Annotated in this window: 25 protein-coding genes; 16 read left to right on the top strand and 9 right to left on the bottom strand. The window is 71.5% G+C overall.

What is annotated here, in order from left to right; genetic code table 11:
• Positions 1-10 precede the first annotated feature (10 nt).
• Complete coding sequence (locus tag ACIOHP_RS21125) at positions 11-1567, bottom strand: alpha/beta hydrolase (protein WP_401889570.1); 1557 nt, start codon at positions 1565-1567, stop codon at positions 11-13.
• 273 nt (positions 1568-1840) lie between these two features.
• Between ACIOHP_RS21125 and ACIOHP_RS21120 the strand changes: the two genes are divergently transcribed.
• A complete protein-coding gene (locus tag ACIOHP_RS21120) occupies positions 1841-2494 on the top strand; it encodes a chaplin (protein ID WP_401889568.1) in 654 nt (217 codons plus the stop codon).
• A 179-nt stretch (positions 2495-2673) separates the two neighbouring features.
• Here the strand turns inward: ACIOHP_RS21120 and ACIOHP_RS21115 are convergent, their stop codons facing one another.
• On the bottom strand, positions 2674-3153 hold the full coding sequence (locus ACIOHP_RS21115; RefSeq protein WP_401889565.1) for a nucleoside deaminase: 480 nt from the start codon (positions 3151-3153) through the stop codon (positions 2674-2676).
• A 145-nt stretch (positions 3154-3298) separates the two neighbouring features.
• Between ACIOHP_RS21115 and ACIOHP_RS21110 the strand changes: the two genes are divergently transcribed.
• On the top strand, positions 3299-4075 hold the full coding sequence (locus tag ACIOHP_RS21110) for a GNAT family N-acetyltransferase (protein ID WP_401889563.1): 777 nt from the start codon (positions 3299-3301) through the stop codon (positions 4073-4075).
• A gap of 64 nt (positions 4076-4139) precedes the next feature.
• Complete coding sequence (locus ACIOHP_RS21105; protein ID WP_401889561.1) at positions 4140-5048, top strand: NAD-dependent epimerase/dehydratase family protein; 909 nt, start codon at positions 4140-4142, stop codon at positions 5046-5048.
• Here ACIOHP_RS21105 and ACIOHP_RS21100 read toward each other — a convergent pair.
• Complete coding sequence (locus ACIOHP_RS21100; protein ID WP_401889559.1) at positions 5037-5909, bottom strand: GNAT family N-acetyltransferase; 873 nt, start codon at positions 5907-5909, stop codon at positions 5037-5039. The two genes, ACIOHP_RS21105 and ACIOHP_RS21100, sit on opposite strands and share 12 nt — an antisense overlap.
• Before the next feature lie 169 nt (positions 5910-6078).
• On the bottom strand, positions 6079-6348 hold the full coding sequence (locus ACIOHP_RS21095) for a GlsB/YeaQ/YmgE family stress response membrane protein (RefSeq protein ID WP_361488962.1): 270 nt from the start codon (positions 6346-6348) through the stop codon (positions 6079-6081).
• Positions 6349-6499: 151 nt separating this feature from the next.
• Between ACIOHP_RS21095 and ACIOHP_RS21090 the strand changes: the two genes are divergently transcribed.
• Positions 6500-7261 carry an ArsR/SmtB family transcription factor gene (locus ACIOHP_RS21090; RefSeq protein WP_401889557.1) on the top strand — a complete coding sequence of 254 codons (762 nt, stop codon included), beginning with the start codon at positions 6500-6502 and terminating at the stop codon, positions 7259-7261.
• Between the two features lie 60 nt (positions 7262-7321).
• Here ACIOHP_RS21090 and ACIOHP_RS21085 read toward each other — a convergent pair whose 3' ends face one another.
• Entirely contained in the window at positions 7322-7762 is a 441-nt protein-coding gene (locus tag ACIOHP_RS21085; RefSeq protein WP_361544324.1) for an SPW repeat protein, read from the bottom strand.
• 383 nt (positions 7763-8145) lie between these two features.
• Entirely contained in the window at positions 8146-8757 is a 612-nt protein-coding gene (locus ACIOHP_RS21080; protein ID WP_401889555.1) for a sigma-70 family RNA polymerase sigma factor, read from the bottom strand.
• Between the two features lie 110 nt (positions 8758-8867).
• Here ACIOHP_RS21080 and ACIOHP_RS21075 point away from each other — a divergent pair, with 110 nt between their 5' ends.
• On the top strand, positions 8868-9896 hold the full coding sequence (locus tag ACIOHP_RS21075) for a MerR family transcriptional regulator (RefSeq protein ID WP_401889553.1): 1029 nt from the start codon (positions 8868-8870) through the stop codon (positions 9894-9896).
• A 26-nt stretch (positions 9897-9922) separates the two neighbouring features.
• On the opposite strand, the gene ACIOHP_RS21070 is transcribed toward ACIOHP_RS21075, so the two are convergent.
• On the bottom strand, positions 9923-11296 hold the full coding sequence (locus ACIOHP_RS21070) for a cryptochrome/photolyase family protein (RefSeq protein WP_401889550.1): 1374 nt from the start codon (positions 11294-11296) through the stop codon (positions 9923-9925).
• 36 nt (positions 11297-11332) lie between these two features.
• Entirely contained in the window at positions 11333-12862 is a 1530-nt protein-coding gene (locus ACIOHP_RS21065; protein WP_401889547.1) for an SDR family oxidoreductase, read from the bottom strand.
• A gap of 91 nt (positions 12863-12953) precedes the next feature.
• Between ACIOHP_RS21065 and ACIOHP_RS21060 the strand changes: the two genes are divergently transcribed.
• The 8 genes from ACIOHP_RS21060 (at position 12954) to ACIOHP_RS21025 (ending at position 20819) form a co-directional block, all read left to right on the top strand.
• Entirely contained in the window at positions 12954-13460 is a 507-nt protein-coding gene (locus ACIOHP_RS21060) for a MarR family winged helix-turn-helix transcriptional regulator (RefSeq protein WP_401889544.1), read from the top strand.
• Between the two features lie 117 nt (positions 13461-13577).
• Entirely contained in the window at positions 13578-15674 is a 2097-nt protein-coding gene (locus tag ACIOHP_RS21055; RefSeq protein WP_401889542.1) for an MMPL family transporter, read from the top strand.
• Between the two features lie 101 nt (positions 15675-15775).
• Positions 15776-15961, top strand: coding sequence for a hypothetical protein (locus tag ACIOHP_RS21050; protein WP_401889539.1), 186 nt, complete (start codon positions 15776-15778; stop codon positions 15959-15961).
• Between the two features lie 349 nt (positions 15962-16310).
• Entirely contained in the window at positions 16311-16976 is a 666-nt protein-coding gene (locus ACIOHP_RS21045) for a hypothetical protein (RefSeq protein WP_401889537.1), read from the top strand.
• Between the two features lie 156 nt (positions 16977-17132).
• Positions 17133-17747, top strand: a complete 615-nt coding sequence (locus ACIOHP_RS21040) for a sigma-70 family RNA polymerase sigma factor (protein WP_401889534.1) — start codon at positions 17133-17135, stop codon at positions 17745-17747.
• Between the two features lie 206 nt (positions 17748-17953).
• Positions 17954-18994, top strand: a complete 1041-nt coding sequence (locus ACIOHP_RS21035; RefSeq protein ID WP_401889531.1) for an ABC transporter substrate-binding protein — start codon at positions 17954-17956, stop codon at positions 18992-18994.
• Between the two features lie 56 nt (positions 18995-19050).
• On the top strand, positions 19051-20025 hold the full coding sequence (locus tag ACIOHP_RS21030; protein WP_401890050.1) for a FecCD family ABC transporter permease: 975 nt from the start codon (positions 19051-19053) through the stop codon (positions 20023-20025).
• A complete protein-coding gene (locus ACIOHP_RS21025; protein WP_401889529.1) occupies positions 20022-20819 on the top strand; it encodes an ABC transporter ATP-binding protein in 798 nt (265 codons plus the stop codon). The genes ACIOHP_RS21030 and ACIOHP_RS21025 overlap by 4 nt, the downstream gene beginning before the upstream one ends.
• A gap of 55 nt (positions 20820-20874) precedes the next feature.
• Here the strand turns inward: ACIOHP_RS21025 and ACIOHP_RS21020 are convergent, their stop codons facing one another.
• Positions 20875-21783: a LysR family transcriptional regulator gene (locus tag ACIOHP_RS21020; protein WP_401889526.1), complete on the bottom strand. Its 909-nt coding sequence runs from the start codon at positions 21781-21783 to the stop codon at positions 20875-20877.
• 138 nt (positions 21784-21921) lie between these two features.
• On the opposite strand from ACIOHP_RS21020, the gene ACIOHP_RS21015 reads away from it, so the two are divergent.
• The 3 genes from ACIOHP_RS21015 (at position 21922) to ACIOHP_RS21005 (ending at position 24469) form a co-directional block, all read left to right on the top strand.
• Entirely contained in the window at positions 21922-22005 is an 84-nt protein-coding gene (locus tag ACIOHP_RS21015) for a putative leader peptide (RefSeq protein WP_350955400.1), read from the top strand.
• Positions 22006-22128: 123 nt separating this feature from the next.
• Positions 22129-23238, top strand: a complete 1110-nt coding sequence (gene sfnG / locus ACIOHP_RS21010) for a dimethylsulfone monooxygenase SfnG (RefSeq protein WP_401889524.1) — start codon at positions 22129-22131, stop codon at positions 23236-23238.
• 13 nt (positions 23239-23251) lie between these two features.
• Entirely contained in the window at positions 23252-24469 is a 1218-nt protein-coding gene (locus ACIOHP_RS21005) for an acyl-CoA dehydrogenase family protein (RefSeq protein WP_401889521.1), read from the top strand.
• The last annotated feature ends 46 nt before the right edge of the window (positions 24470-24515 follow it).

The raw sequence follows: 24515 nt of genomic DNA, 5'->3' as shown, positions 1-24515 counted from the left end.
GCGGCGGATCTCACTCGTCGTCCTTCTCCGAACCGCAGGAGCTGCCGCTGGGCGGCAGGGTCCCGTACAGGAGGAAGTTGTCGACCTTGCGCTGGACGCACCGGGAGGAGGCGTACCCGGTGTGGCCGTCGCCCTTGTTGTCGAGCACGACCGCCGAGCCGCCGAGCCGCTTCGCCGTCTCCACGGTCCAGCGGTACGGCGTCGCCGGGTCGCCGCGGGTGCCCACGAGGAGCATCTTCGGGGTGTCGACGTTCCGGACCTCGTCGCGGATGAAGTCGGTGCCCTTGGGGCGGCCGTAGCACGTCAGCACCTCGGTGAGACGGTAGCGGCCGAAGACGGGGGAGGCGTCCTCGTACTCGGCGCGCAGACGGCCGAGGCCGCGGGTGATCTCGTCGGCGGTGGGCCGGTCGGGGTCGTCCGCGCAGTTGATCGCCATCAGCGCCGCCGACAGGTTGTCCAGCGGGACCTCGTCCCCGTCGGCCAGCTCGCCGTCGCTCTTCGCGCGGCCGGGGAGCGTGATCCCGCCCGACGCGAACGCCTCGATGCCCCGGGTGTCCCCGTCCTCGACGAGCTGGGCCAGGGCCCGCTCCAGCAAAGGCCACAGTTCCCTGCTGTAGAGGGCCTGTGCGATGGCGCCCACGAGGTCCTGGCCGGTGAAGTCGTAGCCCCAGTCGGACGGCACCGGATCCTGGTCGAGCGAGTCGACGAGCCGGACGACCTGCTCCCGGGCCGTGCGCGGGTCCTGACCGAAGGGGCACGCGATGTCCTCGGTGCACCAGTCGATGAAGTCCTCCAGCGCGATCTGCTGGCCCTCCGCACCCACTCTGCTCTGCTCGGTGAGAGGCTCCGTCAGCGTGTCCACACCGTCGAGCACCAACCGGCCGACCTTCTTCGGGAATTGAGCGGCGTAGACCGCGCCGAGCCGGGTTCCGTAGGAGAAGCCCAGGTAGTTGAGCTTCTTGTCGCCGAGGGCCGCGCGCATCACGTCCATGTCGCGGGAGGCGTTGACCGTGCCGATGTGCGGGAGGACGGGGCCGGAGTGCTCGGCGCAGGCGGCGGCGACCCGCTTCAACTGCCGCAGCAGGGCCTGCGGGTCGCCGCCGCTCTCCGTCGCCGCGAGCGCCTCGTCGGTGCCGTCCCCGCAGCTGACCGGCGAGGACCGGCCGACGCCGCGCGGATCGAAGGACACGACGTCGTAGCCCTTGGCCAGCCCCATGAACTCGTTGCCGCTCGCGGCGAGTTCACTCACCCCGGCGCCACCGGGGCCGCCGAAGTTCAGCAGCACCGAACCTCTCGGCTTCCCGGTCGCCCGATAGCGGGCCAGGGCCAGTTGAAGGGTTCCCGACGCGGGCCTGGCGTAGTCGAGGGGGACCGTGACCTTGCCGCACTGGAGATCCTTGGGGGCCTCCATGCCTTCGCACTTCGACCACCTGACCTTCTGGTCGTAGAACCGTGAGAGGTCGGGGCCTTCGCGGTGGGTGGTCGCCGTCTGCAGCCCCCCGCCCAGCAGGGCGAGGCCGACCGCTCCGGTCATCACGCAGCGCCGCGTGGACAGCTTGGCCAGCATCGATGCCTCCAGGGGCGCCCGCTGCGGACCGCGAGAACAGCGCCCTCGATCACGATAAGCGGCGCCCGGAGGCGCCGCCTCCGGGCGGGCGGGCCGGTGCGGAGTGCCTTACGCTGCGCCCCTCCGTACGCATTCGACGGTTTTACGACTAGTTCGACAACCGTGACGCTCGATGGGGTGAAAGGCCGATAAGCCATAACTCGGATGGTTCGCCTGCGTTTTATGCCATGCGGGCGAGTGCCCGCGAACCATGTTCTGGAAGGCAGGGAACCTATGAAACGGGTTACCCGAAACGGTGTGATCGCCGTCGCCGCCGTGTCCGGCGCGATGGCTGTGGCGATGCCCGCTTACGCCGACTCCGCGGCGGACGCCGAGACGGCCGGCTCGCCCGGGGTCGTCTCCGGCAACACGATCCAGCTCCCGGTGCATGTCCCGGTGAACGCCTGCGGCAACACCGTGAACGTGGTGGGACTCCTCAACCCCGCCGCGGGCAACACCTGTGTGAACGAGGGCGGCGAGAACGGCCCGGCGCCCGCGGGCGCCGCCGCGCAGAGCAGCGGAAAGGATTCGCCGGGAGTGGTCTCCGGCAACGGTGTCCAGCTTCCGGTCCACCTCCCGGTGAACGTCAGCGGGAACGGTGTGAGCGTGGCGGGGGCCGGCAACGCGGCCGCCGGCAACGAGTCCGTCAACACCTCCGGCGAACAGCCCGCCGCCGGGACCCCCGTGAAGCCGGTACCCGAGCCGGAGGCCGCCCCTCCGAAGTCGCACCCGGGTCCGAAGGCCGACGAGCCCGGGCCGAAGCGGCCCGTGTCCTCGCTCGCCCACACCGGAGCGGACCAGACCCTCCCCGCCGTCGCGGGCAGTGCCGCGCTGATGCTGGGCGGAGCCGCCCTGTACCGCCGCTTCCGCCCGCGGTCGGAACGCTGACCGCTCCCCGCGGAGACGGAAGGCCCCACCGGGTGATGACCGGTGGGGCCTCCGCCGACACCGGCCGAGCACACGCGGCCCCTCACGTCAGGACGCCGGAGCCTCCCGTCGGCCACCGCGGCGAGCGGGACCGTCCCCGGCCGGTGCCATACGTCGGGAGAAGGCCGAGACCGTGGGCGTCACCCCTGGTGGAAGCGCCGGTGGAGTGCGTGCACCTCCTCGGCGAGCGCCGGCACCGGGCCCTCCACGGCCACCCCGGGCGCCACCTCGCGCACCGGCAGGGTCCGCACCGGTGGCGCCGGAACCCCCAACTGGCTCAACCACTGGGCCAGTTGTTCCGAGGAGGCGACATAGACGATGCGGCCGAGGCCCACCCACGCGTGGGCGGCCGAACACATCGGACAGTGCTCGCCGGAGGTGTAGACGGTCGCCGCCGCCCGCTCCTCGGGCGTCATGTGGGCCGCGGACCAGCGCGCCAGCTCGAACTCGGGGTGGCGGGTGCGGTCCCCGGAGGCCACCCGGTTGTGGTCCTCGGCGAGCACCTCGCCGTCCGCTCCCACCAGCACCGAACCGAACGGCTCGTCCCCCGCCTCCAGGGCTTCGGCGGCCAGTTCCACACAGCGGCGCAGATATCGCAGCTCGGCGTCCTTCACGACCATGACGTACGACCCTTCCGGCGGTGTGATCTTCGATCAGGCACCCTATGTCCGCCCGCGCGCGACCAGGAAGGCGCGGCGCCCGAGCCTCCTGGTGATGGCCCGTAAACGTGTTGCCGCACGGGCTCCCTGATGCTGGAGTGAATCCATGGATCACACCGCGGTACTCGCCCTGTACGACCGGGACATGCGTGAAGGCGCACGGCCGGACAGCCCCGAGTCCCGGATCGAGCGGGTCGGCAAGGTGGTCCGCCAGGTCTCCTCCGAGCAGGGCTGGAACGGCGTGGTCTGGTCCGGCCTGGACGCCGGCGGCGCGGACGCGGCGATCGCCGAGCAGATCTCGTACTTCTCCGGGCTCGGTCGAGAGTTCGAATGGAAGCTCTACGGGCACGACCTGCCGGTCGACCTCGGACAGCGGCTCAGGGCGGCGGGGTTCACCGCCCAGCCGGAGGAGACCCTGATGATCGGCGAGGTCGCCGACCTGACCCTCGACGCCGAGCCGCCCGAGGGCGTCCGCGTCCTGCCCGTCACCGACCGGGCGGGCGTCGACCTCGTCGCGGACGTGCACGAGGCGGCCTTCGGCACCGACAGCACCCGGCTGCGCCACCAGCTGCTCGCCCAGCTCACCGCCGACCCGGACAGCGTGGTCGCCGTCGTCGCCCTGGCCGGGGACACCCCGGTCAGCGCGGCCCGGATGGAGCTGGTGCCGGGCACCCGGTTCGCCGGTCTGTGGGGCGGCGGCACCGTCGAGGCCTGGCGCGGCCGTGGTATCTACCGCGCCCTGGTCGCCGTGCGCGCCCGTGAGGCGGTGGAGCGCGGGTACCGCTATCTTCAGGTGGATGCCATGCCGGCCAGCCGCCCCATCCTGGAGCGGCTCGGCTTCGAGCCGCTGAGCACGACCACTCCGTACCTGTACACACCGTGACGCGGACCACACTCCGGGGGGATGTCACATCCGCGGCCACCCGATCCGTCGCAAGGGCATGACGATGAACCAGAGCATCCTCCTCGCAGGCGCCAGCGGAGCCCTCGGCCGCCAGATCAGCCGAGCCCTCACGGAGGCGGGCCACAAGGTCACCGGGCTCGGCCGCAGGCCGGGCAGCGACATCCAGGCCGACCTCCTGGACCGCGACGCCGTGTTGCGCGGCGTCGACGGCCACCGCTTCGACACCGTGATCCACGCGGCGACGGCCCTGAGCAAGCCGCCCATGCGGCACCGCGACATGTACGCCACCGACGCACTGCGCATCGAGGGCACCGCGCACCTGATCGAGGCCGCCCAGGCCGCCGGGGCCCGCCGCTTCGTGTCGGAGTCGATGGTCTTCGGGTACGGCTACGGCGACCACGGCGACCGGGAACTCACCGAGGACGACACCTTCGGCCCGCGCGGCAACGACCCGGAGCTGGAACGGCACCTCGACGGCATGCGCACCAAGGAGCGGCTGACCTTCGAGGCCGAGGGGCTCGAGGGCATCGCGCTGCGCTACGGCGCCTTCTACGGCCCCGGCGGCACCGAGAACCTGGTGCCGATGCTGCGCAAGCGGCAACTGCCCGCCCCCGCCGACCACGGCCGGGTCCTGCCGTGGATCGAACTCGCCGACGCGGGCCGCGCCATGGCCGCCGCCGTCGACAAGGGCCGCCCGGGACAGGCGTACAACATCGCGGACCGCACCCCCATGGGGTTCCGGGGGTATCTCGAATGCGTGTCCGAGGAGTTCGGCCTGCCGAAGCCGATGACCGTACCGATGTGGCTGATGCGGCCGATGTCCTACGCGCAGGTGGTGGTCGCGGCGACGCTGCGGGTGTCCATCGCCAAGGCCGAGCGGGAACTGGGCTGGTCGCCGGTGTACCCGTCCTGCCGCGAGGGCGTGGCCGCGCTGCGTGCCTCACAGGTCTAGCTGGTACTCCACCGCCTTGTGGGTGGGCACGTAGCCGAGGGCCTCGTTGACGGCGAGCATGGGCGCGTTGCTGTTCGCGGTGTCGGTGAGCAACCCGGCGAGTTCCGGGTGCCGTTCACGGGCCCGGCGGATCGACGCCGCCTTCATCCAGCGGGCGAGGCCACGGCCGCGGTGCTCCGGCAGCACCGCCGTACCGTAGTGCTGTCCGTCGCCCCGGCCGTCGCCCGGCACGACGAGTTCGGAGAAGCCGACGACCGACCCGTTCGCCGTGTCCACCGCGGCGACGGTGTGCAGCAGTTCACCGCGCCGCGCGACCGCCTCGGCCGCGGCGACCACCCGCTCCACGTCCCAGACGACCGTGCCGTAGTCGGTGCCTTCCATCGGCATGTCGTCCATGGCGCGCCGTGAGTCGGCGTACGACTGGGCGAGTTCGTCCGGCACGATGCCGTCCCACTCGGTCAACTCGTAGCCGGGGCAAGGCTGTTCCTTCGCCGAGGTGACGTCCGCCGCGGCCAGCGCAAGTCTGGCGTAGGTCAGGGAGAGCACCGGGCGGAAGCCCCGGGCCGCCAGGAACCGGTCGGCGGGGGAGTCCTGTTCGGCCTGCGCGACGATGGACCGTCGCCCCTCGGCCCGCGCCGTGGCCACGGCGGCCTCCAGCAGGAGGGTGCCGACGCCCCGCCGCCGCTCGGCGCCGTGCACGGCGATCTCCAGTTCCGCGAGATGCTCCTGCCCGGCCTTCGTGAACAGCCGCAGGAAGGCGGACCCGGCCGGTGCTCCGTCGGGTGCCGCGGCCAGCCAGGCCAGACGGCGGCTGGCAGAGCCGGGTTCAGGGTCGGCCAGCGGGATGATGCGCGGGGTCAACGGGGCTCCGTCAGGGTCGGGTGCGGCGGTGGGCCGCAGAAGCAAACCACCGCCGGACCACGCCCGCAACGGGATTTCGGTGCCGCGGACCGCGCCCACCGTGCCCGTCGGACTTGCCGCGCCCGCTTGCTCGCCGGGCCCGTCCACTGGCCGAACCCGCCGCACACGGTCAGCGGCGCGCCCTCGGCCTCGACCGGTCCAGAGCGGCGACGCCGAGCGCGGCGAGACCGATCTGGATGAGCCACTCGACCCAGTCGATTCCCTTGGTGTCGGCCACGTCGAACCCCGCGGCGATCGCCGAGCCGAGCAGTGCGGCCACGATGCCGACGACGATGGTCAGCAGGATCCCGATGCGCTGCCGGCCCGGGATCACGAGTCGGCCCAGCACACCGATGACGATGCCGATCACGATCGCGCTGATGATGCCCGAGATCTCCATCTCCGCCCCTTTTCTCAAGACCCCCGCAGTAGTCCGGATGCCCCCGGGTGGCCCGTACAGTCCGGCCGGTTTCCACCGCCGGTCGTGCCGCCTTGACATGCAAGTAAATGCCTGCATAACGTGGAGTGTGCGATCAGAGGGTGACCCGGGAATGGACAAGGTCTTCAAGGCGCTGGCCGACGACACCCGCAGACGGCTGCTGGACCGGCTGCACGAGCACAACGGCCAGACGCTCGGCGAGCTGTGCGAGCGCATCGCCATGACGCGTCAGTCGGTGACCCAGCACCTGGCCCTCCTGGAGGCGGCCAACCTGGTCAGCACGGTGCGGCAGGGGCGGGAGAAGCTGCACTACCTCAATCCGGTCCCGCTCCATGAGATCCAGGAGCGGTGGATCGACAAGTTCGAGCGCCCGCGCCTGAGCGCGCTCGGGGCCGTGAAGCGACGAGCCGAGGAAGCCATGAGCGACAAGCCCGCGTTCGTGTACGTCACCTACATCGAGAGCACACCCGAGAGGGTCTGGGACGCCCTGACCGACGCCGACCTCACCGCGGCCTACTGGGGGCACAGCAATGTCTCCGACTGGAAGCAGGGGTCCCGCTGGGAGCATGTGCGCACGGACGGTTCCGGCGTCGCCGACGTCGTCGGCACCGTCGTGGAGAGTGAGCGTCCCACCCGCCTCGTCACCAGCTGGGCCGCGCCCGAGGATGAGGGCCGGGACGACAAGTACTCCCGGGTCACCTTCGACATCCGGCAGCACGGCGGCATCGTCCGTCTCACCGTCACCCACGAGAACCTGGCCGACGACAGCGAGCGTGCCGCGGCGGCCTCCGGCTGGGCGGCGGTGCTGTCCAACCTCAAGTCGCTGCTGGAGACCGGCAGTCCGCTCCCGCAGGAGCCGTGGCTGGTGCCGTGACACGGAGCGGCCGGCCCGCGGTGCGCGGACCGGCCGGGGTCGCTTCCTCTCCGGGTGTCCCTAGGCCCTGGGGACGCTCTTCGCCGCGGTGACGGTGCACATCAGCCCCAGGACGACGGCCAGGGCACCGATGATGATGTTGTTCAGGATGACGCCGGCGTCCGGGCTGTCGCCGACGATCCACGGCGACACGATCATCCACAGACCGACCGCGCAGAAGGCCCAGCTGAGGCCGTACATGCGTTCCGGGGTCTGGGTGAACCCGAGGGCCAGCAGGCCGATCGCGATGCCCACGATCAGGTTGTGGGGCACCAGGGCGGGCTGGCTCGTCGTGTAGTGGAGTATCCAGGGGGATACGGCGCAGTACAGACCGAGCAGGAACACCGGTCCGTCCACGAGTGCCACATCGCGGCCGCCGAGCATGCGGGCGTACCGCGCCCGCATTTCGGAAGCGTCAGGGTGGCTGGTGATGTCACCTCGGGTGGGCGAGACGTTGGCCATGATTCGTCTCCTTTGACTCACAGGCCGAACCGCGTCTTGTGCGGTGTGCGGTAAGCGCCGCGCAGATACATCATGCGCTTATTTCTCCCTTATGTGTAGAGGTCAGCCGGTCCGGTATGACATGCGGGGAGATGTCCGGGCGGAGTGGTGAGGCGGGGAGGCGACGGCCCCCGGGGAGCACCGACTCTCCCCGGAGGCTGTCGAGGAATCGGAGGGGGCGATCCGGCCGGTGCGACCCGGTCGGCCGATTCCGCGACATGTTCCTTCTTCTGGAGCGGTCCCGGCGGTGGATGCAGGGACGGGTCCGTAGACGTCGACGGCCGTGTGCTTCATACATGCAACGTTTCTGCGTCGAAAGGGTGTGCGCCCGGCCGCGGAGGCGTTCAGTCGAATGCCTCGTCGCGCAGGCGCCGGTGCAGCAGGTGAAGTCCGCGCCGCGCGTGGCTCTTGACCGTGCCCAGCGGCCAGCCGGTGCACTCCGCGATCTGCGCCTGGGTCAGGTCCTCGTAGAAGGTCAGCTTCAGGACCTTCTGCTGTGCCGAGGGCAGCTTCGCCAGCTCCTGGCGGACGAGGGCCCGGTCCAGGACCGACTCGGGCTGTCGTGCGGAAGGATCCTTGAGCGGCAGGGCGGCGCCGACGGCGGCGACGAGGTCGGTGCGGCGGGTCCGGGCGGTGAGCGCGTCGGCGATCTTCCGCCTGGTGATGCCGATGATCCAGCCGCCGAACGCGCCCCGCTCGGGGCGGAATCCGCCGCGGCCCCGCCACACCCCCAGGAACACCTGCTGGGTCACGTCCTCGGCCTCCCTGAGGTCCCCGAGGGAACGCCAGGCGAGTGTGTGCACCAGCGTCGACCACCGGCGATAGGCCGCTTCCAGGCATGCCTCGTCGCCGGCCACCAGACCCCGGGCGAGCTCCTCGTCGGCGTACGACTCCTCCACCGGCGCCCACAGGGGTGCGGTGGCGGACGGGAGTGCGGCGTTCCGCTGCTGGCTCATGGCGACCGCTCCTCACTCGTCGGCGTCTTCCGGACGCGTCCTGTCACCATCGTGGAAGCGGTCGAGCAAGGTCATCAACTTGCATCGATTCTGCGTCGTATAGTCGCCCCATGACTGAGCCGCCGGTCGAGCCAGGGCCCCAGGCCCCACCGGGACCCCTCTCGGAGACCGCCGACGTGCCCTTGACGACCGGTGCGCTGGCCCGGCGTCTGGGGGTCTCGCCCACCACGCTGCGTTCCTGGGACCGCCGGTACGGCATCGGGCCCGCCGTGCGCGCCGACGGACGCCACCGTCGCTGGTCTCCCGGAGACGTCGAGGTGCTGGAGAGGATGTGCCGACTGACCTCGTCGGGGGTGCCGCCGGCCGAGGCCGCCCACCTCGCCCGGCGGGCGACGGGCTCCCCACCGCCCGTCGTCGACGTCCCCGAACAGCCCCGTCCGCGTTCGCGGGCGGCGGGCACACTGCCGCTCGGCGACGTACGCCAGGAGTGCCGGGGGCTCGCGCGAGCCGCCGTGCGACTCGACGCCCCCGCCGTCGAGCGACAGCTCGAGGCCGCCGTGGAACAGTACGGAATCACCGGCGCCTGGCAGGAGGTGATGGTGCCCACGCTGCACGCGGTGGGGCGCAAGTGGGCGTCCGCCGACGACCGTTACGTGGAGGTCGAGCATCTGCTGTCCTGGCATGTGTCGACCGCGCTGCGCCGGTGCACACCGTCCGGCGCACCGCAGCGCACGGCCCCCGCCACCGGGCCGGTCGTCCTGGCCTGCGTGCCCGGTGAACAGCACACCCTGGCGATCGAGGCGCTCAACGCCGCGCTGTGTGAACTCGGCCTGCCCACCAGGATGTTCGGCGCGGCGGTGCCCGGAGAGGCGCTCACCACCGCCGTACAGCGCCTGGGTCCCGTGGCGGTGTTCCTCTGGGCGCAGGCACGGTCCACCGCCAGCCTGCCCCTGGCCCGCCATGTCGCCGACACCTCATGGGGGGTCAAGGGCGCCCGGCGGCAGCCCCTGGTGGTGGTGGGCGGACCCGGCTGGTCAGGACCGGCGGCGCGGGAACTGCCGCGGCCGACGACCCTGCAGGACGCGGTCGCGATCCTGTCCGGAGCGATCGCGACCGCGGGCACCGGCGAACGGCACTGACGCCCACACGGCGGTGCGGGCTCGCTTCAGTCCAGTCCGCGGGCCCGCTTGAACCGGGCCAGGCCGTCGGACAGGCCGACCACCGGGTCCGGATAGTCGTCGATCGCCGCCCGGTCCAGGCCGCGCAGCTTCCACGGCTCGTGCACCGAAGGGGCGTCCAGGCCCGCCAGTTCGGGCACCCAGCGCCGGACGTACGCGCCGTCCGGGTCGTACCTCTTGGCCTGGGTGACCGGGTTGAGCACCCGGTTGGGACGGGAATCGGTGCCGGTGCCCGCCATCCACTGCCAGTTGAGCTGGTTGTTCGCCACATCACCGTCGACCAGGAGCTCCAGGAAGTGCCGGGCGCCGACGCGCCAGTCGACGTACAGCGTCTTGGTGAGGAAGCTCGCGGTGAGCAGCCGGCCGCGGTTGTGCATCCAGCCCTCGTGCCGCAACTGGCGCATCGCCGCGTCGACGACCGGGAAGCCGGTGCGCCCGTTCCGCCAGGCCTCGACGTCCTCGCGTGCCGACTCCTCGGACCGCCAACGGTCGTGCTTCGTGCGGTAGTCGGCCGTGGCGGCGGCCGGGCGCGCCGCGAGGACCTGCCGGTGGAAGTCCCGCCAGGCGAGCTGTCGTACGAAGGCCTCGGCGCCCGGCCCTCCCGCCTTGCGCGCCCGGTGGACCAGTTCGACCGGGGACAGGGTGCCGAAGTGCAGATGCGGCGAGAAGCGCGAGGTGGCATCCCCGGCCAGGTCGTCGTGGCGGTCCTCGTACGAGGCGATGCCGCTGCGCAGCCAGGACGTCATACGGGCCCGGGCCTCCTCCTCCCCGCCGGTCGCCAGCCCCTCCGAGAGGCCCGACAGTCCGCCGCGATCGGGCAGTTGCTCCGAGCCGATGCCGTCCGGGACCCGTACCGCGCGCGGGGCCGCGACGGGCTCGCGCAGCCGTACGCCGGCCCAGTGCCGGAAGTACGGGGTGAAGACGGCGAAGTGGTCCGAGGAGGCCGGGGCCACCGCGCCCGGCGCGACCGCCGAGGTGACCGTCTCGTGGACGTGGAGCCGTCGGCCCTCCGCTTCCAACGCGCGTCTGAGCCGCTGTTCGCGGCGGTGCGCGTAGGCGCTGACATCGGCCGCCATGTGCACCTCGTCGGCGTCCGTCTCGTCGGCCACCTTGCACACCTCCTCGACGACGTCACCGGAGCGGATCACCAGGCGGCCGCCCCGTCGGCGCAACCCCGCGTCGAGGTCCCGCAGACAGTCGGCGAGGAAGGCCAGCCGGTTCGGCGCGGTGAACCCGGCGCCGGTCACCCCCCGGTCGCGCACGAACAGGGGGATCACCTGATCGGCCTCGTGCGCGGCCCGCAGCGGCGGATGGTCGTGGAGGCGCAGGTCGGCGGTGAACAGGACGATCGAGACGGTCATGGTGCGAGCTCCGGGGAGGGGTGGGGTGCGGGGCGGTCAGCCGGTGGGGGAGGGACGGCGCGCGGAGGCGGCCGGAGTGCGGGCCGCGGTCCGTGCGATGTTGCGGGCCATCCCGCCGAACACCGCGGCGTGGAAGGGCGAGACGCTCCACCAGTACGCGTGTCCGAGCAGACCGCGCGGATGGAACAGCGCCCGCTGGCGGTAGCGGGTGCGACCGTCGTCGTCGGTCTCCGCGCACATCTCCAGCCAGGCGAGGCCGGGCAGCCGCATCTCGGCCCGCAGTCGCAGCAGACGCCCCGGCTCGATCTCCTCCACCCGCCAGAAGTCCAGGGAGTCGCCGACCCGCAGCCGCGCCGCGTCACGGCGCCCCCGGCGCAGCCCGACTCCGCCCACCAGCCGGTCCAGGCGCCCGCGCACGGCCCAGGCCAACGGGAAGGAGTACCAGCCGTTGTCCCCGCCGATCCCCTCGATGACCCGCCACAGGTCCGGGCGCGAGGCGTCCACGGGCAGCTCCCGCACATCCGTGTACAGGCTGCCGCCGGCCCAGTCGGGGTCGGTGGGCAGCGGGTCGCTGGGGGCACCGGGGAACGACGCCGAGGACCAGCGCGTCACCACCTGTGCGTCGCGGACCCGCTGGAGGGCCAGACGCACCGCCTCGTCGAAGCCGAGGGGGTGACCGGGTGGATCGGGCACGTACCGGGCGATGTCGTGCTCGTGGCAGACGACCTCGTGACGCAGGGACTCGGCGAGCGGTCGCGCGATGGCGGCCGGTACGGGTGTCACCAGTCCGACCCAGTGACTGGACAGGCCGGGGGTGAGCACGGGCACGGGAAGGATGATCCGCCGCGGAAGCTCCGCGACGGCCGCGTACCCATTCATCATCTCCCGGTACGTGAGGATGTCCGGCCCGCCGATGTCGAACGTGCGGTTGACCTCGGCCGGCATCCGCGCGCTCCCGACGAGAGCGCGCAGCACGTCCCGCACCGCCACGGGCTGGATCCGGGTGCGCACCCAGCTCGGTGTCACCATCACCGGCAGCCGCTCGGTCAGATAGCGCAGCATCTCGAAGGACGCCGAGCCCGAGCCGATGACGACCGCCGCCCGCAGGACGGTGGTGGGCACCCCGGAGGCCAGCAGGATCCGGCCCACCTCGGCCCGCGACCGCAGATGCGGCGACAATTCCCGCTCCGGCACGCCCTTCGGGGTGAGCCCGCCCAGGTAGACGATGCGCCGTACTCCCGCGGCGCGGGCCTGCTCGCCGAAGATCCGGGCCGCGCGCCGGTCGGTCTCCTCGAAGGTGGCGCCCGTGCCGAGCGCGTGGACCAGGTAGTAGGCGACGTCGATCCCGCGCATGGCCTCGGCGACCGCGGCGCTGTCCAGGACGTCTCCGCGCACCACTTCCGTCTCGCCGGCCCAGGGATGGTCGCGCAGTTTGCCGGGGGACCGGGCCAGACAGCGCACCCGGTGCCCCTCGGTCAGCAGCTCGGGGACGAGCCGGCCTCCGATGTATCCCGTAGCGCCCGTCACCAGGCAGCGCAGCCCGGGTCCGGTGTCCTCGGCGTTCATCTGTCCTCGGTCCTCCGTGTCGACGTCCCCCCTGTGATCACTTCCACCGGCTGAGCCGTAACGGATGCGGTCGTTTCTATAGGCTGCTCGCGTGGCCACAGCAGACGACCCGGACCAGCGCGCGACGACGGCCGGACCTTCCACGGTTCCCACGGGGACCGATCTTCAATCGCTCGCCGTGCAGCTGCGGCGGATGAACGGCGAGATCAACCGTCTGGTCCACGGGTTCGCCGGGGAGCACGGACTGCACGCCACCGATGTGCAGGCGCTGGCGGCGATCCTGGACGCCGACGGACCGATGACGCCGGGACGGCTGCGCGCCCACCTCGGGCTGACCTCCGGAGCCGTCACCGCCTGTCTGGACCGGCTGGAGGGCGCCGGTCACATCCGTCGTGTCAGGGAGAGCAGCGACCGGAGGGTGGTGCACCTGTACTACGCCTCCGACGCCAGGGTCGCGGCCCGCACCTACTTCCGTCCTCTCGCCAGGGCCGCCGAGCAGGCTCGCGCGCGCTTCACGGAGGAGGAACTCGCCGTGGCGGCCCGCTTCCTCGCGGCGATGAACGAGGAGATGTCGACGCTCAGACCCTCCGGGGCCTGAAGTCCTCCAGACCCCAGGAACTTCGCATCAGCTGCATCCAGGGACGCCCTCCCCGCAGAAAGCTCAATGATTGAGATTGTTTATTGTTGAGATACCTGTTCATCGACCGGGAGAACCATGTCCCTCACCCCGCGCCGAGGCCGATTCCTCGTGCCGCTCCTTCTGCTCGTCGTCTGGCTCGGCATCGGCGGCGTCCTGGGCCCCTACGCCGGACGGCTCGGCGAGGTCGCGACCAACGACCAGGCCGCCTTCCTGCCGCGCAGCGCCGAATCCACCGAGGTCATCGCCGCCCAGCGGGCCTTCCGGCAGGACGAGTCGCTTCCGGTGATCGTCGTCTGGACCGACGAGCGGGGCGGCCCGGTCCAGGACCGCCGGACCACGGCCGGACGCGCGCTCGCCTCCCTCGGCGACCTGCCGGGCGTGGTCGGGGACGTGTCACCCGCGCTCGTCTCCAAGGACCGCAAGGCCCTGCAAGGCGTCGTACAGCTCAGCCCCGGCCTCGGCGACCGGCTGCCCGACACCCTCGACCGCGTCCGTGCGGCCGCCGAGCGCGTCCCCGGCAGCACCGTCCGGCTCGCCGGCCCCGCCGCGACCCAGGCGGACCTGTCCGAGGCCTTCGCCGGCATCGACGGGCTGCTCCTGGCCGTCGCCCTGGTCACCGTCCTGGTCATCCTGCTGCTCGTCTACCGCAGCGTGCTGCTGCCCCTCGTGATCATCCTCGGGGCCGTCTTCGCGCTCGGCCTCGCCTGCGCCGTGGTCTACGTGCTCGCCGACCACGACGTCGTCAGGGTCGACGGCCAGGTCCAGGGCATCCTGTCCATCCTGGTCATCGGCGCCGCCACCGACTACGCCCTGCTGCTCACGGCGCGCTACCGAGAGGAACTGGCCGAGCGCACCGACCGGTTCGCGGCCGCGCGGGCCGCGCTGCGGCAATCATGGGGCGCGATCGTGGCCAGCGCCGCCACCGTCGCCCTCGGGCTGCTCGCCCTGCTCATCAGCGACCTCACCAACAACCGCGCGCTCGGGCCGGTCGGCGCGATCGGCATCGGCTGCGCCGTGCTCAGTTCGCTGACCTTCCTGCCCGCGGTGCTCGTCCTGCTGGGCCGCTCCGCGTACTGGCCGGCCGCCCCGCGCCCCACGACCGCCGGCCAGGGTGTCTGGCGGCGCGTCGCCGCCCTGGTCGACCGCGCGCCCCGCAAGGTGTGGGCCGTGAGCCTCGCGGGACTGCTGGCCTGCGCCGCCTTCGCCCCCGCGCTCAGCTCCCGAGGCGTCCCGCTCGCCGAGACCTTCGTGGACGGGGCGCCCTCCGTGACCGCGCAGCAGACGCTCGCCCGGCATTTCCCCGGCGGCTCCGGCAACCCCACCGTCGTCATCGCCGACGCCGACCGCCTCGACCGGGTCGTCCGGACAGCCCTCTCCACCGAAGGAGTCGCCGCGGCGGCGGGCGTCACGAAGTCCGGGCGGCCCGGCGGTGACCCGCTGGTCGTCGACGGGCGGGTACGCGTCGACGTCACGCTGGTGTCCGCCGCCGACAGCGACGCCGCCAAGGAGACCGTGGCCCGGCTGCGCACGGCGTTGCACGCGGTGTCCGGCGCGGACGCCCTCGTCGGCGGCTACACGGCCCAGCAGTACGACACCCTTCGGACGGCCGAAAGGGACCGCACCGTCATCGTCCCCGTGGTCCTCGTGATCATCCTCGTGATCCTGACCGTCCTGCTGCGCTCCCTGCTGCTGCCCGCCCTGCTGGTGGCCACCGTAGCGCTCAACTACTGCGCCACGCTGGGCGTTTCGGCCCTCGTCTTCCCGCACGTGTTCGGCTTCGGCGGCACCGATCCGTCCGTGCCGCTGTACGGCTTCGTGTTCCTCGTCGCCCTCGGCGTCGACTACAACATCTTCCTCATGTCGCGGGTGCGGGAGGAGTCCTTGCGGCACGGGGTGCGCCAAGGAGTGCTGCGCGGTCTGGTCGGCACCGGGGGCGTGATCACCTCGGCCGGCGTGGTGCTCGCGGCGACGTTCGCCGCGCTCGGGGTGATCCCGCTGGCCTTCCTGGCGCAGATCGCCTTCATCGTCGCGTTCGGGGTGCTCCTCGACACCCTGGTCGTGCGCTCGCTGCTCGTACCCGCCCTGGTCCGCGATCTCGGGGCCGTCGCGTGGTGGCCCGGGGCCGGCGCGTTCCCCGCGTCCGCGGAGAGCCCGGCGGCCGCCTCCAAGTGACCGGCTTCGCCATACGGGTTCGGTTCAGCAGGGCATGGACACGTCGGTTACGGGCAAGCGGATTGGTACGACGCTCGCTCGTCGTTCAGAGTCGAAGATCGATGCTGGAGGTGTCTGCCGCTATGGGCGCGAAGGTGTTGGAGCGGTTTTCAGCGGGAGCTCCGCGCGGATCGTGGCCGGCGGAGGAGTACGCGGCCAAGCGCCGCGAGCAGGGTGAACCGGCTACGGTCGTCATGGACTTGAAGTCGGACGCGTTCCTGGTCGTGGTCCCGGCGGAGGGTGACTGACCCCGGCGCACCGCCGACTCGGGGGCCGCGCATGCGGCGTTCCTGTCGCCCGTACAGCTGAGCGTGCCCGGGCATGCCCGGTCGAGAGGTCCTCGGGCCCGTCCCGATCGGCCGAGGCATGCCCGTCGCACAGGTCACCTTGACCGCCCTCGCCCCTCTTCAGTCCTCTTCAGTCCTCGCGCTGACACTCCCGAGCCGGGCGTCGGGGTACGCGCGGTGGTGGTCCGGTCGCGTTCGCGACCGGGCGTATCGCCCGCCCGGGGGTGGTAGTCATCCGGTGTGAGCGAAGCGGGGGCGATATCCGTACCCCTGTGTGACGACCCGTGGCCGGATGCGAGGATGAGGCGCCATGACTGCAGGGTGGTGTTCTCGCACAGTACGGGCCGCGGTGTTCGCGGCCGTCTGTGTGCTGCTCGCCGCCCTGGGCCACGCGTTGATGTCCGGCAGTGACGTCCCGGTGTGGGCGCTGGTGGCCGGAACGGTCGTGACCGGCGGCGTGGGTTGGTGCCTGGCGGGCCGTGAACGCGGGCTGCCGTTGATCGTGATTGTCGTGGTCGCCGCACAGGCCGGACTGCACTCGGCCTTCTCGCTCGCCCAGTCGGCGACCGGGGGCGGGGGTTCCACGGGGCACGACATGGGGTCGATGGACATGGGCGCCATGCACATGGGGTCGATGCACATGCACTCCATGGACTCCATGGATACGAGGTACACGGATCACGCGGGCCCCACCATGACCGGCTCGACGTCCTTCGGCATGCTCGCCGCCCACCTGCTGGCCGCGTCGCTGTGCGGGCTGTGGCTGGCGTACGGCGAGCGGGCCGCCTTCCGCATCCTGCGGGCCGTGGCCGGTTGGCTGGCCGCACCGCTGCGGCTGCTGCTCGCCGCTCTGCCCCTTCCCTCCGAGCGTCCACGTGTCCGTGCGCGCCGGCCTTCCTCGGACCGGGTCCCGCGGCTCTTCCTCGTCCATGCGATCACTTCTCGGGGTCCGCCCGTGGGGACCGCTGTCGCCTGACGACAGCCGGTATCCCCGAGGCCGCCCCTGAGGCGCCTCGGGCCTTGGCCGTACGCCGCCCTCACAGGGTGCCGTACGGCCGTCTCCCCACGCACCGGACCGCCTGCGCTCTCCATGCGCCCGGTCCGGATCACGGATGACCGAGAAGGACACCAAGTGATCACTTCTGCCCTGTCGGCCGCGCGCGAGAACCACGACGCGGCGATGTCGATGGACGAGTCGATAACCGCGTGGGCGCTCGCCGCCCGCGGAGGTGACGCGGACGCGGTCGAGCACTTCGTACGCGCCCTGCACCTCGACGTGACGCGCTATGTCGCCCACCTCTGCGGTGACCCGCAGGCCGCCGACGACCTCGCCCAGGACACGTTCCTGCGCGCGCTCGGCAGCCTGCACCGGTTCGAGGGCCGCTCCTCGGCCCGCTCCTGGCTGCTGTCCATCGCCCGCCGCGCGGTGATCGACAGCTACCGGTACGCCTCCGCCCGGCCCCGCCTGTCCGATGTACCGGACTGGCAGTTGGCCGTCGAGAACGCGCAGCCGCGGGACCTGCCCGGCTTCGACGACGGCATCGCGCTGCTCGACCTGCTGGAGTCGCTGCCGGACGAACGTCGTGAGGCGTTCATCCTCACCCAGCTGGTGGGCCTGCCTTACGGGGAGGCGGCCGAGGTCAGCGACTGCCCCGTCGGCACGGTCCGCTCCCGCGTAGCACGGGCCCGGTCGGCCTTGATGGACCTTCTGGACGAGTCGGAGCGGCCTGCCCTGCAGGCGGCCTGAACCAGCGACGAGGGCGCCGGTGCCGAGCGGTGAACTCCGGCACCGGCGCCCTCGTCGGCATCTGAGGCGCTCAGACGGCGACAGCGCGCGCAGGGCTCTCAACTCCGTTGAGGAAGTGCGTAGTCACCGGGAACTCATGGGCTCGGTACCCCGACTACTGCAACAGAACCCGTCGCCTCACGAGCACCCCGCTCCAAGGAGCCCGCATGCCGAAGAAACGGCCCGCCGCGATCGCCCTGGCCGGCGCCCTCTGTCTGGTCACGGCGGCCTGCGGCTCCTCGACGGACCCCGCGGACGGCGACGGAGGCGAGGCGGCCGCGGGCGCCGCGAACTCCGGCTATCCGGTGACCCTGGAGAGCTGCGGAGTCTCCGAGAAGTTCACCGGGGAACCCGGCCGAGTCGTCGTCATGAACGGCGCCTCGGTCGCCGAGGTCTCCACCCTGCTCGCCCTCGGCGTCGGCGACCGCATCGTCGCCAACCAGCAGACCTACGGGATGTCCGAGGTCGCGGGCCGCGCCGACGCCATCGAGAAGCTGCCCACCGGTGACGTCGAGCTCAACGACGCCTACGACATCCCGCGCGAGGCGATGATCGGGCTCCGCCCGGACCTGGTGCTGTCGACGACGTCGTACGGCTTCGACGAGAAGAACGGCTTCGCCACCCGCGAGCAGCTGAAGCAGGTCGGTGCCCACACCTACGTCTCCCCGCAGGGCTGCGACCAGGACACCTCGAGGATGACCATCGCCGACAGCTACACCCTGCTGCGCGACCTGGGCAAGGTCTTCGGCAGGAGTGCCCGGGCCGAGAAGATCGTCGCCGCCTCCGAGCGGCACATCGACGAGGTCTCCGCCAGGGTCGAGGGCGAGAAGCGCCCCGAGGTCATGGTCCTGTTCTCCAACATGGCCATGGGCGGAAACGACTTCAGCTCGGTCGTCGCCAAGGGCATCTACAACGACATCCTCGCCGAGGCCGGCGGCTCCAACGCCTTCGAGAACGCCTCCGCGACCTCCTTCGCCGACCTCAGCAAGGAGAAGGTGGCCGCCACCGATGTCGACGCGCTCGTCGTCATCGGCTACAACGACCCGGACCCGGCGGCCTACGCCGAGAAACTGCTGAAGGAGTTCCCCCAGTGGCCGGCCGCGAGGAACAACACGTACGTGGCGCTGTCGGACTCGATGTACCTCGGTCCGAGCAACGACCTGGCCGTCGAGAAGATCGCGAAGGTGCTGCACCCCGACAGGTTCTGAGCCGGCTGCGGTTGCCCTTGGGCGTCCTCGGGCTCCTCGCCGTCCTCGTCGCCATGATGGTGGTGGCGGTCAGCATCGGCGCGGTGAACATCCCGGTGGATGAGGTGTGGAGGATCCTCCTGCACCACCTCACCGGCCGCGGAGCCACCGGCGATCCGGCCCTCGACCAGATCGTGTGGACCTTCCGGGCCCCCCGCGTCGCCCTGGCCGCCCTGGTCGGCGCGGGCCTGGCCGTGGCCGGGGCCGTGTTGCAGACCCTGGTCTCCAACCCGCTCGCCGACCCGGTCGTCCTCGGCTTCTCCTACGGCGCCTCCCTGGGCGCCGTGCTGGTCATCACCCTCGGCGGTGCCGCGCTCGCCGGACTGGGCGGACTCGGCGTCTCGGGCGCGGCCTTCGTCGGTGCCCTGGCGGCCGGGGCACTGGTCTTCGCGCTGGGGCAGCGGCGGGGCCGGCTGGCACCGACCCGTCTGGTCCTGGCCGGGGTCGCGGTCGGATACGTCCTGCTGTCGGTCACCAGCTTCGTCCAGCTGATGGCGACCCCGACCGAGCTGCGGACCGTGATGTTCTGGATGCTGGGCAGCGTCGCCGGCGCCCAGTGGAGCCAACTGCCCACCGTCGCCGTGGTGGTTCTCGCGAGCACGGTCCTGCTGACCCTGTTCGGGCGTCGCCTCAACGCCCTGCTGGCCGGCGACGAGTCCGCGACCGCGCTCGGTGTCGACGTCAACCGGCTGCGGGCCGCCCTGCTCGTGATCAGCGCCCTGCTCACCGGCACCGTCATCGCCGTCGCGGGCGGCGTCGGCTTCGTCGGCCTGATGATCCCGCACCTGGTCCGCATGACCGTGGGTGCCGACCACCGACGCCTGCTGCCTCTGACGGCACTCCTGGGCGCCAATTACCTGGTCCTCGTGGACCTGCTCTCCCGCACCCTCACCCGCCCCAACGAACTGCCGCTGGGCATCCTCACCGCCCTGCTCGGCGCCCCCTTCTTCCTGTGGCTGCTGCGCCGCGACAAGGGCCTGGACACCGTATGAAACTGACCGTGGACCAGCTCCACATCACCCTGGACCGCAAACCGATCCTCCGCGCCGTGAATCTGGAGGCGGACAAGGGGGACATCGTCGGGCTCGTGGGCCCCAACGGCAGCGGCAAGTCCACCCTGCTGCGCACCGTCTACCGTTCGCTGCGGCCGGCCGACGGAGTGGTCAGGGTGGGCGGCGACGACGTATGGGAGCTGTCCGCGCGGACCGCCGCCCGCCGCACCGCGGCCGTCCTCCAGGACGCCGGCACCACGACCGGACTGAGCGTCACCGAGATCGTCGCCCTGGGCCGCACGCCCCACCACGGTCTGCTGGGCCGGGACGGCGCCGACGACCGCGAGGCCGTGGCCGAGGCGGTCGCACGCTGCGGCGTCGGCCCCTTCGCGGACCGCGACTACGCCACCCTCTCCGGCGGCGAACGCCAACGCGTCCTGCTGGCCCGCGCACTCGCCCAGCGTCCCCGGCTCCTGGTCCTGGACGAACTCACCAACCACCTCGACATCCGCGCCCGCTTCGAGCTCCTGGACCTGATCCGCAGCACCGGCGTCACCACCCTGGCGGTCCTGCACGACCTCGACCTGGCCGCCCGGCTCTGCGACCACCTGGTCGTCCTCCACGAGGGCGCGGTGGTGGCGGCGGGACACGTCCTGGACGTCCTGACCCCGGACCTCCTGCGGGACGTCTTCGGCGTACGGGGTGGCACGGAACGCCACGCGGACGGCGTCGTCCGCATCACCTACGCCGCGCGGCCGCTCGCCCACGAGAAGCACACCGCACGACACGCGTGATCGTCTTCTGACTTCTCGGGCGACAGCCGGGCCCACTCCTGCGCGTGCCCGGCGTTCAGTTTCCCGAGACCAGCGCCCGCGCCCGCGCCACGAACGCGTCGTGCAGATCCCGGACCGCGCGCGGCACCGGGTCCGCGCGGCGGCGCTGGAGCATCAGCAGGACGCGGGTCGAGTCGTCGGTGAGCGGGCGGTGGGTGAGCGTGCCGCCGCGCACCAGCGGATCGTCCACGACGCTGAAGTCCGGCAGCACCGTCACACCGAGCCCCTCCGCGACCATCAGCTTGCCCATCTCGGCGCCGTCGGTGGAGTACGAGAACGAGGGCGCCCTGCCGTCCAGCAGCCGGTGCACATAACGGTGCATGACATAGCCCGAGCGCATCGCGATCAGCGGTGTGTCCAGGAGGTCGGTCACCGACAGCACGGTACGTGAGGCCAGCGGACTGTCCGGGCGCAGGCACACCACGGGGCGGCCGCGCAGCAGCTCCGTGCTCTCCAGTTCGGCCGGCACGTCGTCGCCCTCCAGATGGTTCACCAGGCCGAGATCGAAACCGCCCTCGGACAGCGCCCGGTGGATGTCGGTCTGCTGGGCACCGACCACCTCGACCTGGGTCACCGGATGGCCGGCGCGGAACTCCCGCACCGCCGGGATCAGCAGCGGCACGGTCGCCGCGTTCACCGTCCCCACCCGCACCATCCGGCTGATGCGGTGCTGCTCACCCGCCGCCGACCTCAGCCGGTCCACCGCGTCCAGCACATTGATGATGTGCGGCAGCAGCTCCCGGCCCTCCGCGCTCATCGTCGCGCCCGAGCGCTTGCGCTCCAGGAGGTCCACGCCCAGCTCGCGTTCCAGATTCCGCACCGTCTCGCTCAACGCGGGCTGGGAAAGGCGCAGTTCCTCCGCGGCCCGGCGCAGGGAACCGAGCCGGGTCACCGCGGCGATGTATTCGAGCTGTTCGGTGCGCATGACAGGAAGAATGCGGCGCATTTCCCGGAGCGTTCAAGGGTTTCCCTGTCACACCTTCGTGAAATTCAATGGTCCGCGATACGAGACCGGTCGGGTTTACCTTGACGGCCCGGACCGGCGGCTGTCACGATCGAGAACATGATGATGCGACTGGACCTCACGCGGCGACGCCATGTCGACCTCGCGCGCGTCTCCAGCGCCTCCTGTTGCCCCGCGGCCTGATCACTCCCCCCGAGATCCGCCGCGCTTTTCGCTCTCCACGCCTGAATTCAACGCGTCCGCGTTCCCTTTGACGACCTTCTTGAATTCGGCGTGCTCGAAAACATTCCGCAACTGGAGTTCCGCATGCCCGCAGAGCCCGTGAAATTCGCCTACTGGGTCCCCAATGTCAGCGGGGGCCTCGTCACCAGCAGGATCGAGCAGCGCACCGACTGGGGCTACGACTACAACCGCGAACTCGCCGTCCTCGCCGAGAACAACGGCTTCGACTACGCGCTCAGCCAGGTCCGCTACATGGCCAGCTACGGCGCCGAGTACCAGCACGAGTCGACCAGCTTCAGCCTCGCCCTCCTCCTCGCCACCCAGCGTCTGAAGGTCATCGCCGCCGTCCACCCCGGCCTCTGGCACCCCGGCGTGCTGGCCAAGCTCGGCGCCACCGCCGACCACCTGTCGAACGGCCGCTTCGCCGTGAACGTCGTGTCCGGCTGGTTCAAGGGCGAGTTCACCGCCCTCGGCGAGCCCTGGCTGGAGCACGACGAGCGCTACCGCCGCTCCGAGGAGTTCATCCGCGCCCTGCGCCAGATCTGGACCGAGGACCACACCGAACTCGCCGGTGACTTCTACCGGCTGCGCGACTTCTCCCTCAAGCCCAAGCCGCTCAACACCCCCGAGCGTCCGCACCCGGAGATCTTCCAGGGCGGCAACTCCAGCGCCGCACGGCAGATGGCCGGTCGGGTCTCCGACTGGTACTTCTCCAACGGCAAGGACTTCGACGGGGTCGTCGAACAGATCGAGGACGTCCGCAAGTCCGCCGCCGAAGCCGGCCGCACCGCACCGAAGTTCGGTCTCAACGGCTTCCTCATCGCCCGTGACACCGAGGCCGAGGCCCGCGACACCCTCCGGGAGATCGTCGCCAAGGCCGACACCGAGGCCGTCGAGGGCTTCGGCAACGCCGTGAAGCAGGCGGGCCAGTCCACGGCCGACAAGAAGGGCATGTGGCAGGACTCCTCCTTCGAGGACCTCGTCCAGTACAACGACGGCTTCCGCACCGGGCTCATCGGCACCCCCGAGCAGATCGCCGAACGGATCGTCGCCTACAAGAAGCTCGGCGTCGACCTGCTTCTCCTCGGTTTCCTCCACTACCACGAGGAGGTCGAGTACTTCGGCCAACGCGTCCTGCCGCTGGTGCGCGAACTGGAAGCCCAGCTCCCCGAGTCCGTCCCCGCCCAGGTCTGAGGAGGTCACCGACATGAGCACCGCCACCAACACCGACTGGCACAACCGTCCCGCGCCGGAGAGCGCCCAGGACTGGATCGCCCGCGCCGCCGACGTCGCCGCCGTCCTCGCCACCGACGCCGCCGCACGCGACCGGGCCGGCGCCACCCCCCACGCCGAGGTCCGACTCCTCAAGGACTCCGGCCTCGTCACCCTGCTCGGCCCCACGGAGCACGGCGGCGCCGGCCAGGACTGGCCGACCGCGTACCGCGTCGTCCGCGAGGTCGCCAAGGCCGACGGCTCCATCGGCCAGCTCCTCGGCTACCACTACCTGTGGAACTGGGCCGCCCGCCTGGTCGGCACCCGCGAACAGTGGGAGCACGTGGAGGCCGAGGCCGCCCGCAACCGCTGGTTCTTCGGCGGCGCCGTCAACCCGCGCGACAAGGACGTGACCGTCACCGAGGACGGCGACGACCTCGTCTTCACCGGCCGCAAGACCTTCTCCACCGGCAGCAAGGTCTCCGACGTCACCGTCCTGGAAGGCGTACTCGAAGGCACCGACGACCACGTCTTCGCCATCGTGCCCTCCGACACGCAGGGACTGACCTTCCACGACGACTGGGACAACATCGGCCAGCGGCTCACCGAGAGCGGCGGCGTCACCCTCGACGGGGTGCGCACGCCCTGGTCGTCGGCGGCCGGATACGTCGACAAGGTGTTCCAGCCGCGCGTCTACAACACCCTGAACGTCCCCACCATCCAGCTGGTCTTCGTCAACTTCTACCTGGGCATCGCGGGCGGCGCCCTGGAGACGGCCGCCGCCTACACCCGGGAGAAGTCCCGCTCCTGGCTGCACGGCGGCCATGAGCGCGCGGTCGACGAGCCGTATGTCATCGACATCTACGGCGACCTCACCGCGAAGCTCTGGGCGGCCGAGGCGCTCGCCGACACCGTCGCCGCCGAGGGGCAGAAGCTGCACGACGACCCCGACGCGGTCACCGAGCAGACCCGCGGCGACTTCGAGGTGCGGGTAGCGGCCGTGAAGGCGCGCGCCACCGACGTCGCCCTGGAGATCTCGAACCGGATCTTCGAGGTCACCGGAGCCCGCTCCACGGCCACCGGCGAGGGCCTCGACCGGTTCTGGCGCAACGTCCGCACCCACACCCTGCACGATCCGGTCGCCTACAAGCGGCGCGAGGTCGGCCGCTGGGTCCTCGAGGGCGAACTGCCCGAACCCACCTGGTACTCCTGACCGCTTCCCCGGGGGCGCCCGCCGTGTGCGGGCGCCCCGCTCCCCG

Source organism: Streptomyces sp. NPDC087859 (assembly GCF_044742595.1).
GTDB lineage: Bacteria > Actinomycetota > Actinomycetes > Streptomycetales > Streptomycetaceae > Streptomyces > Streptomyces canus_F.
Note: the sequence above shows the minus strand (reverse complement) of the source record. Positions and strands in the feature narration are given on the sequence as shown.

Excerpts from the sequence above, each read along its gene's own strand:
- ACIOHP_RS21125 (WP_401889570.1), bottom strand. The coding sequence starts at position 1,567 with ATGCTGGCCAAGCTGTCCACGCGGCGCTGCGTGATGACCGGAGCGGTC.
- ACIOHP_RS21120 (WP_401889568.1), top strand. The coding sequence starts at position 1,841 with ATGAAACGGGTTACCCGAAACGGTGTGATCGCCGTCGCCGCCGTGTCC.
- ACIOHP_RS21115 (WP_401889565.1), bottom strand. The coding sequence starts at position 3,153 with ATGGTCGTGAAGGACGCCGAGCTGCGATATCTGCGCCGCTGTGTGGAA.
- ACIOHP_RS21110 (WP_401889563.1), top strand. The coding sequence starts at position 3,299 with ATGGATCACACCGCGGTACTCGCCCTGTACGACCGGGACATGCGTGAA.
- ACIOHP_RS21105 (WP_401889561.1), top strand. The coding sequence starts at position 4,140 with ATGAACCAGAGCATCCTCCTCGCAGGCGCCAGCGGAGCCCTCGGCCGC.
- ACIOHP_RS21095 (WP_361488962.1), bottom strand. The coding sequence starts at position 6,348 with ATGGAGATCTCGGGCATCATCAGCGCGATCGTGATCGGCATCGTCATC.
- ACIOHP_RS21090 (WP_401889557.1), top strand. The coding sequence starts at position 6,500 with ATGGACAAGGTCTTCAAGGCGCTGGCCGACGACACCCGCAGACGGCTG.
- ACIOHP_RS21085 (WP_361544324.1), bottom strand. The coding sequence starts at position 7,762 with ATGGCCAACGTCTCGCCCACCCGAGGTGACATCACCAGCCACCCTGAC.
- ACIOHP_RS21080 (WP_401889555.1), bottom strand. The coding sequence starts at position 8,757 with ATGAGCCAGCAGCGGAACGCCGCACTCCCGTCCGCCACCGCACCCCTG.
- ACIOHP_RS21075 (WP_401889553.1), top strand. The coding sequence starts at position 8,868 with ATGACTGAGCCGCCGGTCGAGCCAGGGCCCCAGGCCCCACCGGGACCC.
- ACIOHP_RS21070 (WP_401889550.1), bottom strand. The coding sequence starts at position 11,296 with ATGACCGTCTCGATCGTCCTGTTCACCGCCGACCTGCGCCTCCACGAC.
- ACIOHP_RS21065 (WP_401889547.1), bottom strand. The coding sequence starts at position 12,862 with ATGAACGCCGAGGACACCGGACCCGGGCTGCGCTGCCTGGTGACGGGC.
- ACIOHP_RS21055 (WP_401889542.1), top strand. The coding sequence starts at position 13,578 with ATGTCCCTCACCCCGCGCCGAGGCCGATTCCTCGTGCCGCTCCTTCTG.
- ACIOHP_RS21050 (WP_401889539.1), top strand. The coding sequence starts at position 15,776 with ATGCTGGAGGTGTCTGCCGCTATGGGCGCGAAGGTGTTGGAGCGGTTT.
- ACIOHP_RS21045 (WP_401889537.1), top strand. The coding sequence starts at position 16,311 with ATGACTGCAGGGTGGTGTTCTCGCACAGTACGGGCCGCGGTGTTCGCG.
- ACIOHP_RS21035 (WP_401889531.1), top strand. The coding sequence starts at position 17,954 with ATGCCGAAGAAACGGCCCGCCGCGATCGCCCTGGCCGGCGCCCTCTGT.
- ACIOHP_RS21030 (WP_401890050.1), top strand. The coding sequence starts at position 19,051 with ATGGTGGTGGCGGTCAGCATCGGCGCGGTGAACATCCCGGTGGATGAG.
- ACIOHP_RS21025 (WP_401889529.1), top strand. The coding sequence starts at position 20,022 with ATGAAACTGACCGTGGACCAGCTCCACATCACCCTGGACCGCAAACCG.
- ACIOHP_RS21020 (WP_401889526.1), bottom strand. The coding sequence starts at position 21,783 with ATGCGCACCGAACAGCTCGAATACATCGCCGCGGTGACCCGGCTCGGT.
- ACIOHP_RS21015 (WP_350955400.1), top strand. The coding sequence starts at position 21,922 with ATGATGATGCGACTGGACCTCACGCGGCGACGCCATGTCGACCTCGCG.
- sfnG (WP_401889524.1), top strand. The coding sequence starts at position 22,129 with ATGCCCGCAGAGCCCGTGAAATTCGCCTACTGGGTCCCCAATGTCAGC.
- ACIOHP_RS21005 (WP_401889521.1), top strand. The coding sequence starts at position 23,252 with ATGAGCACCGCCACCAACACCGACTGGCACAACCGTCCCGCGCCGGAG.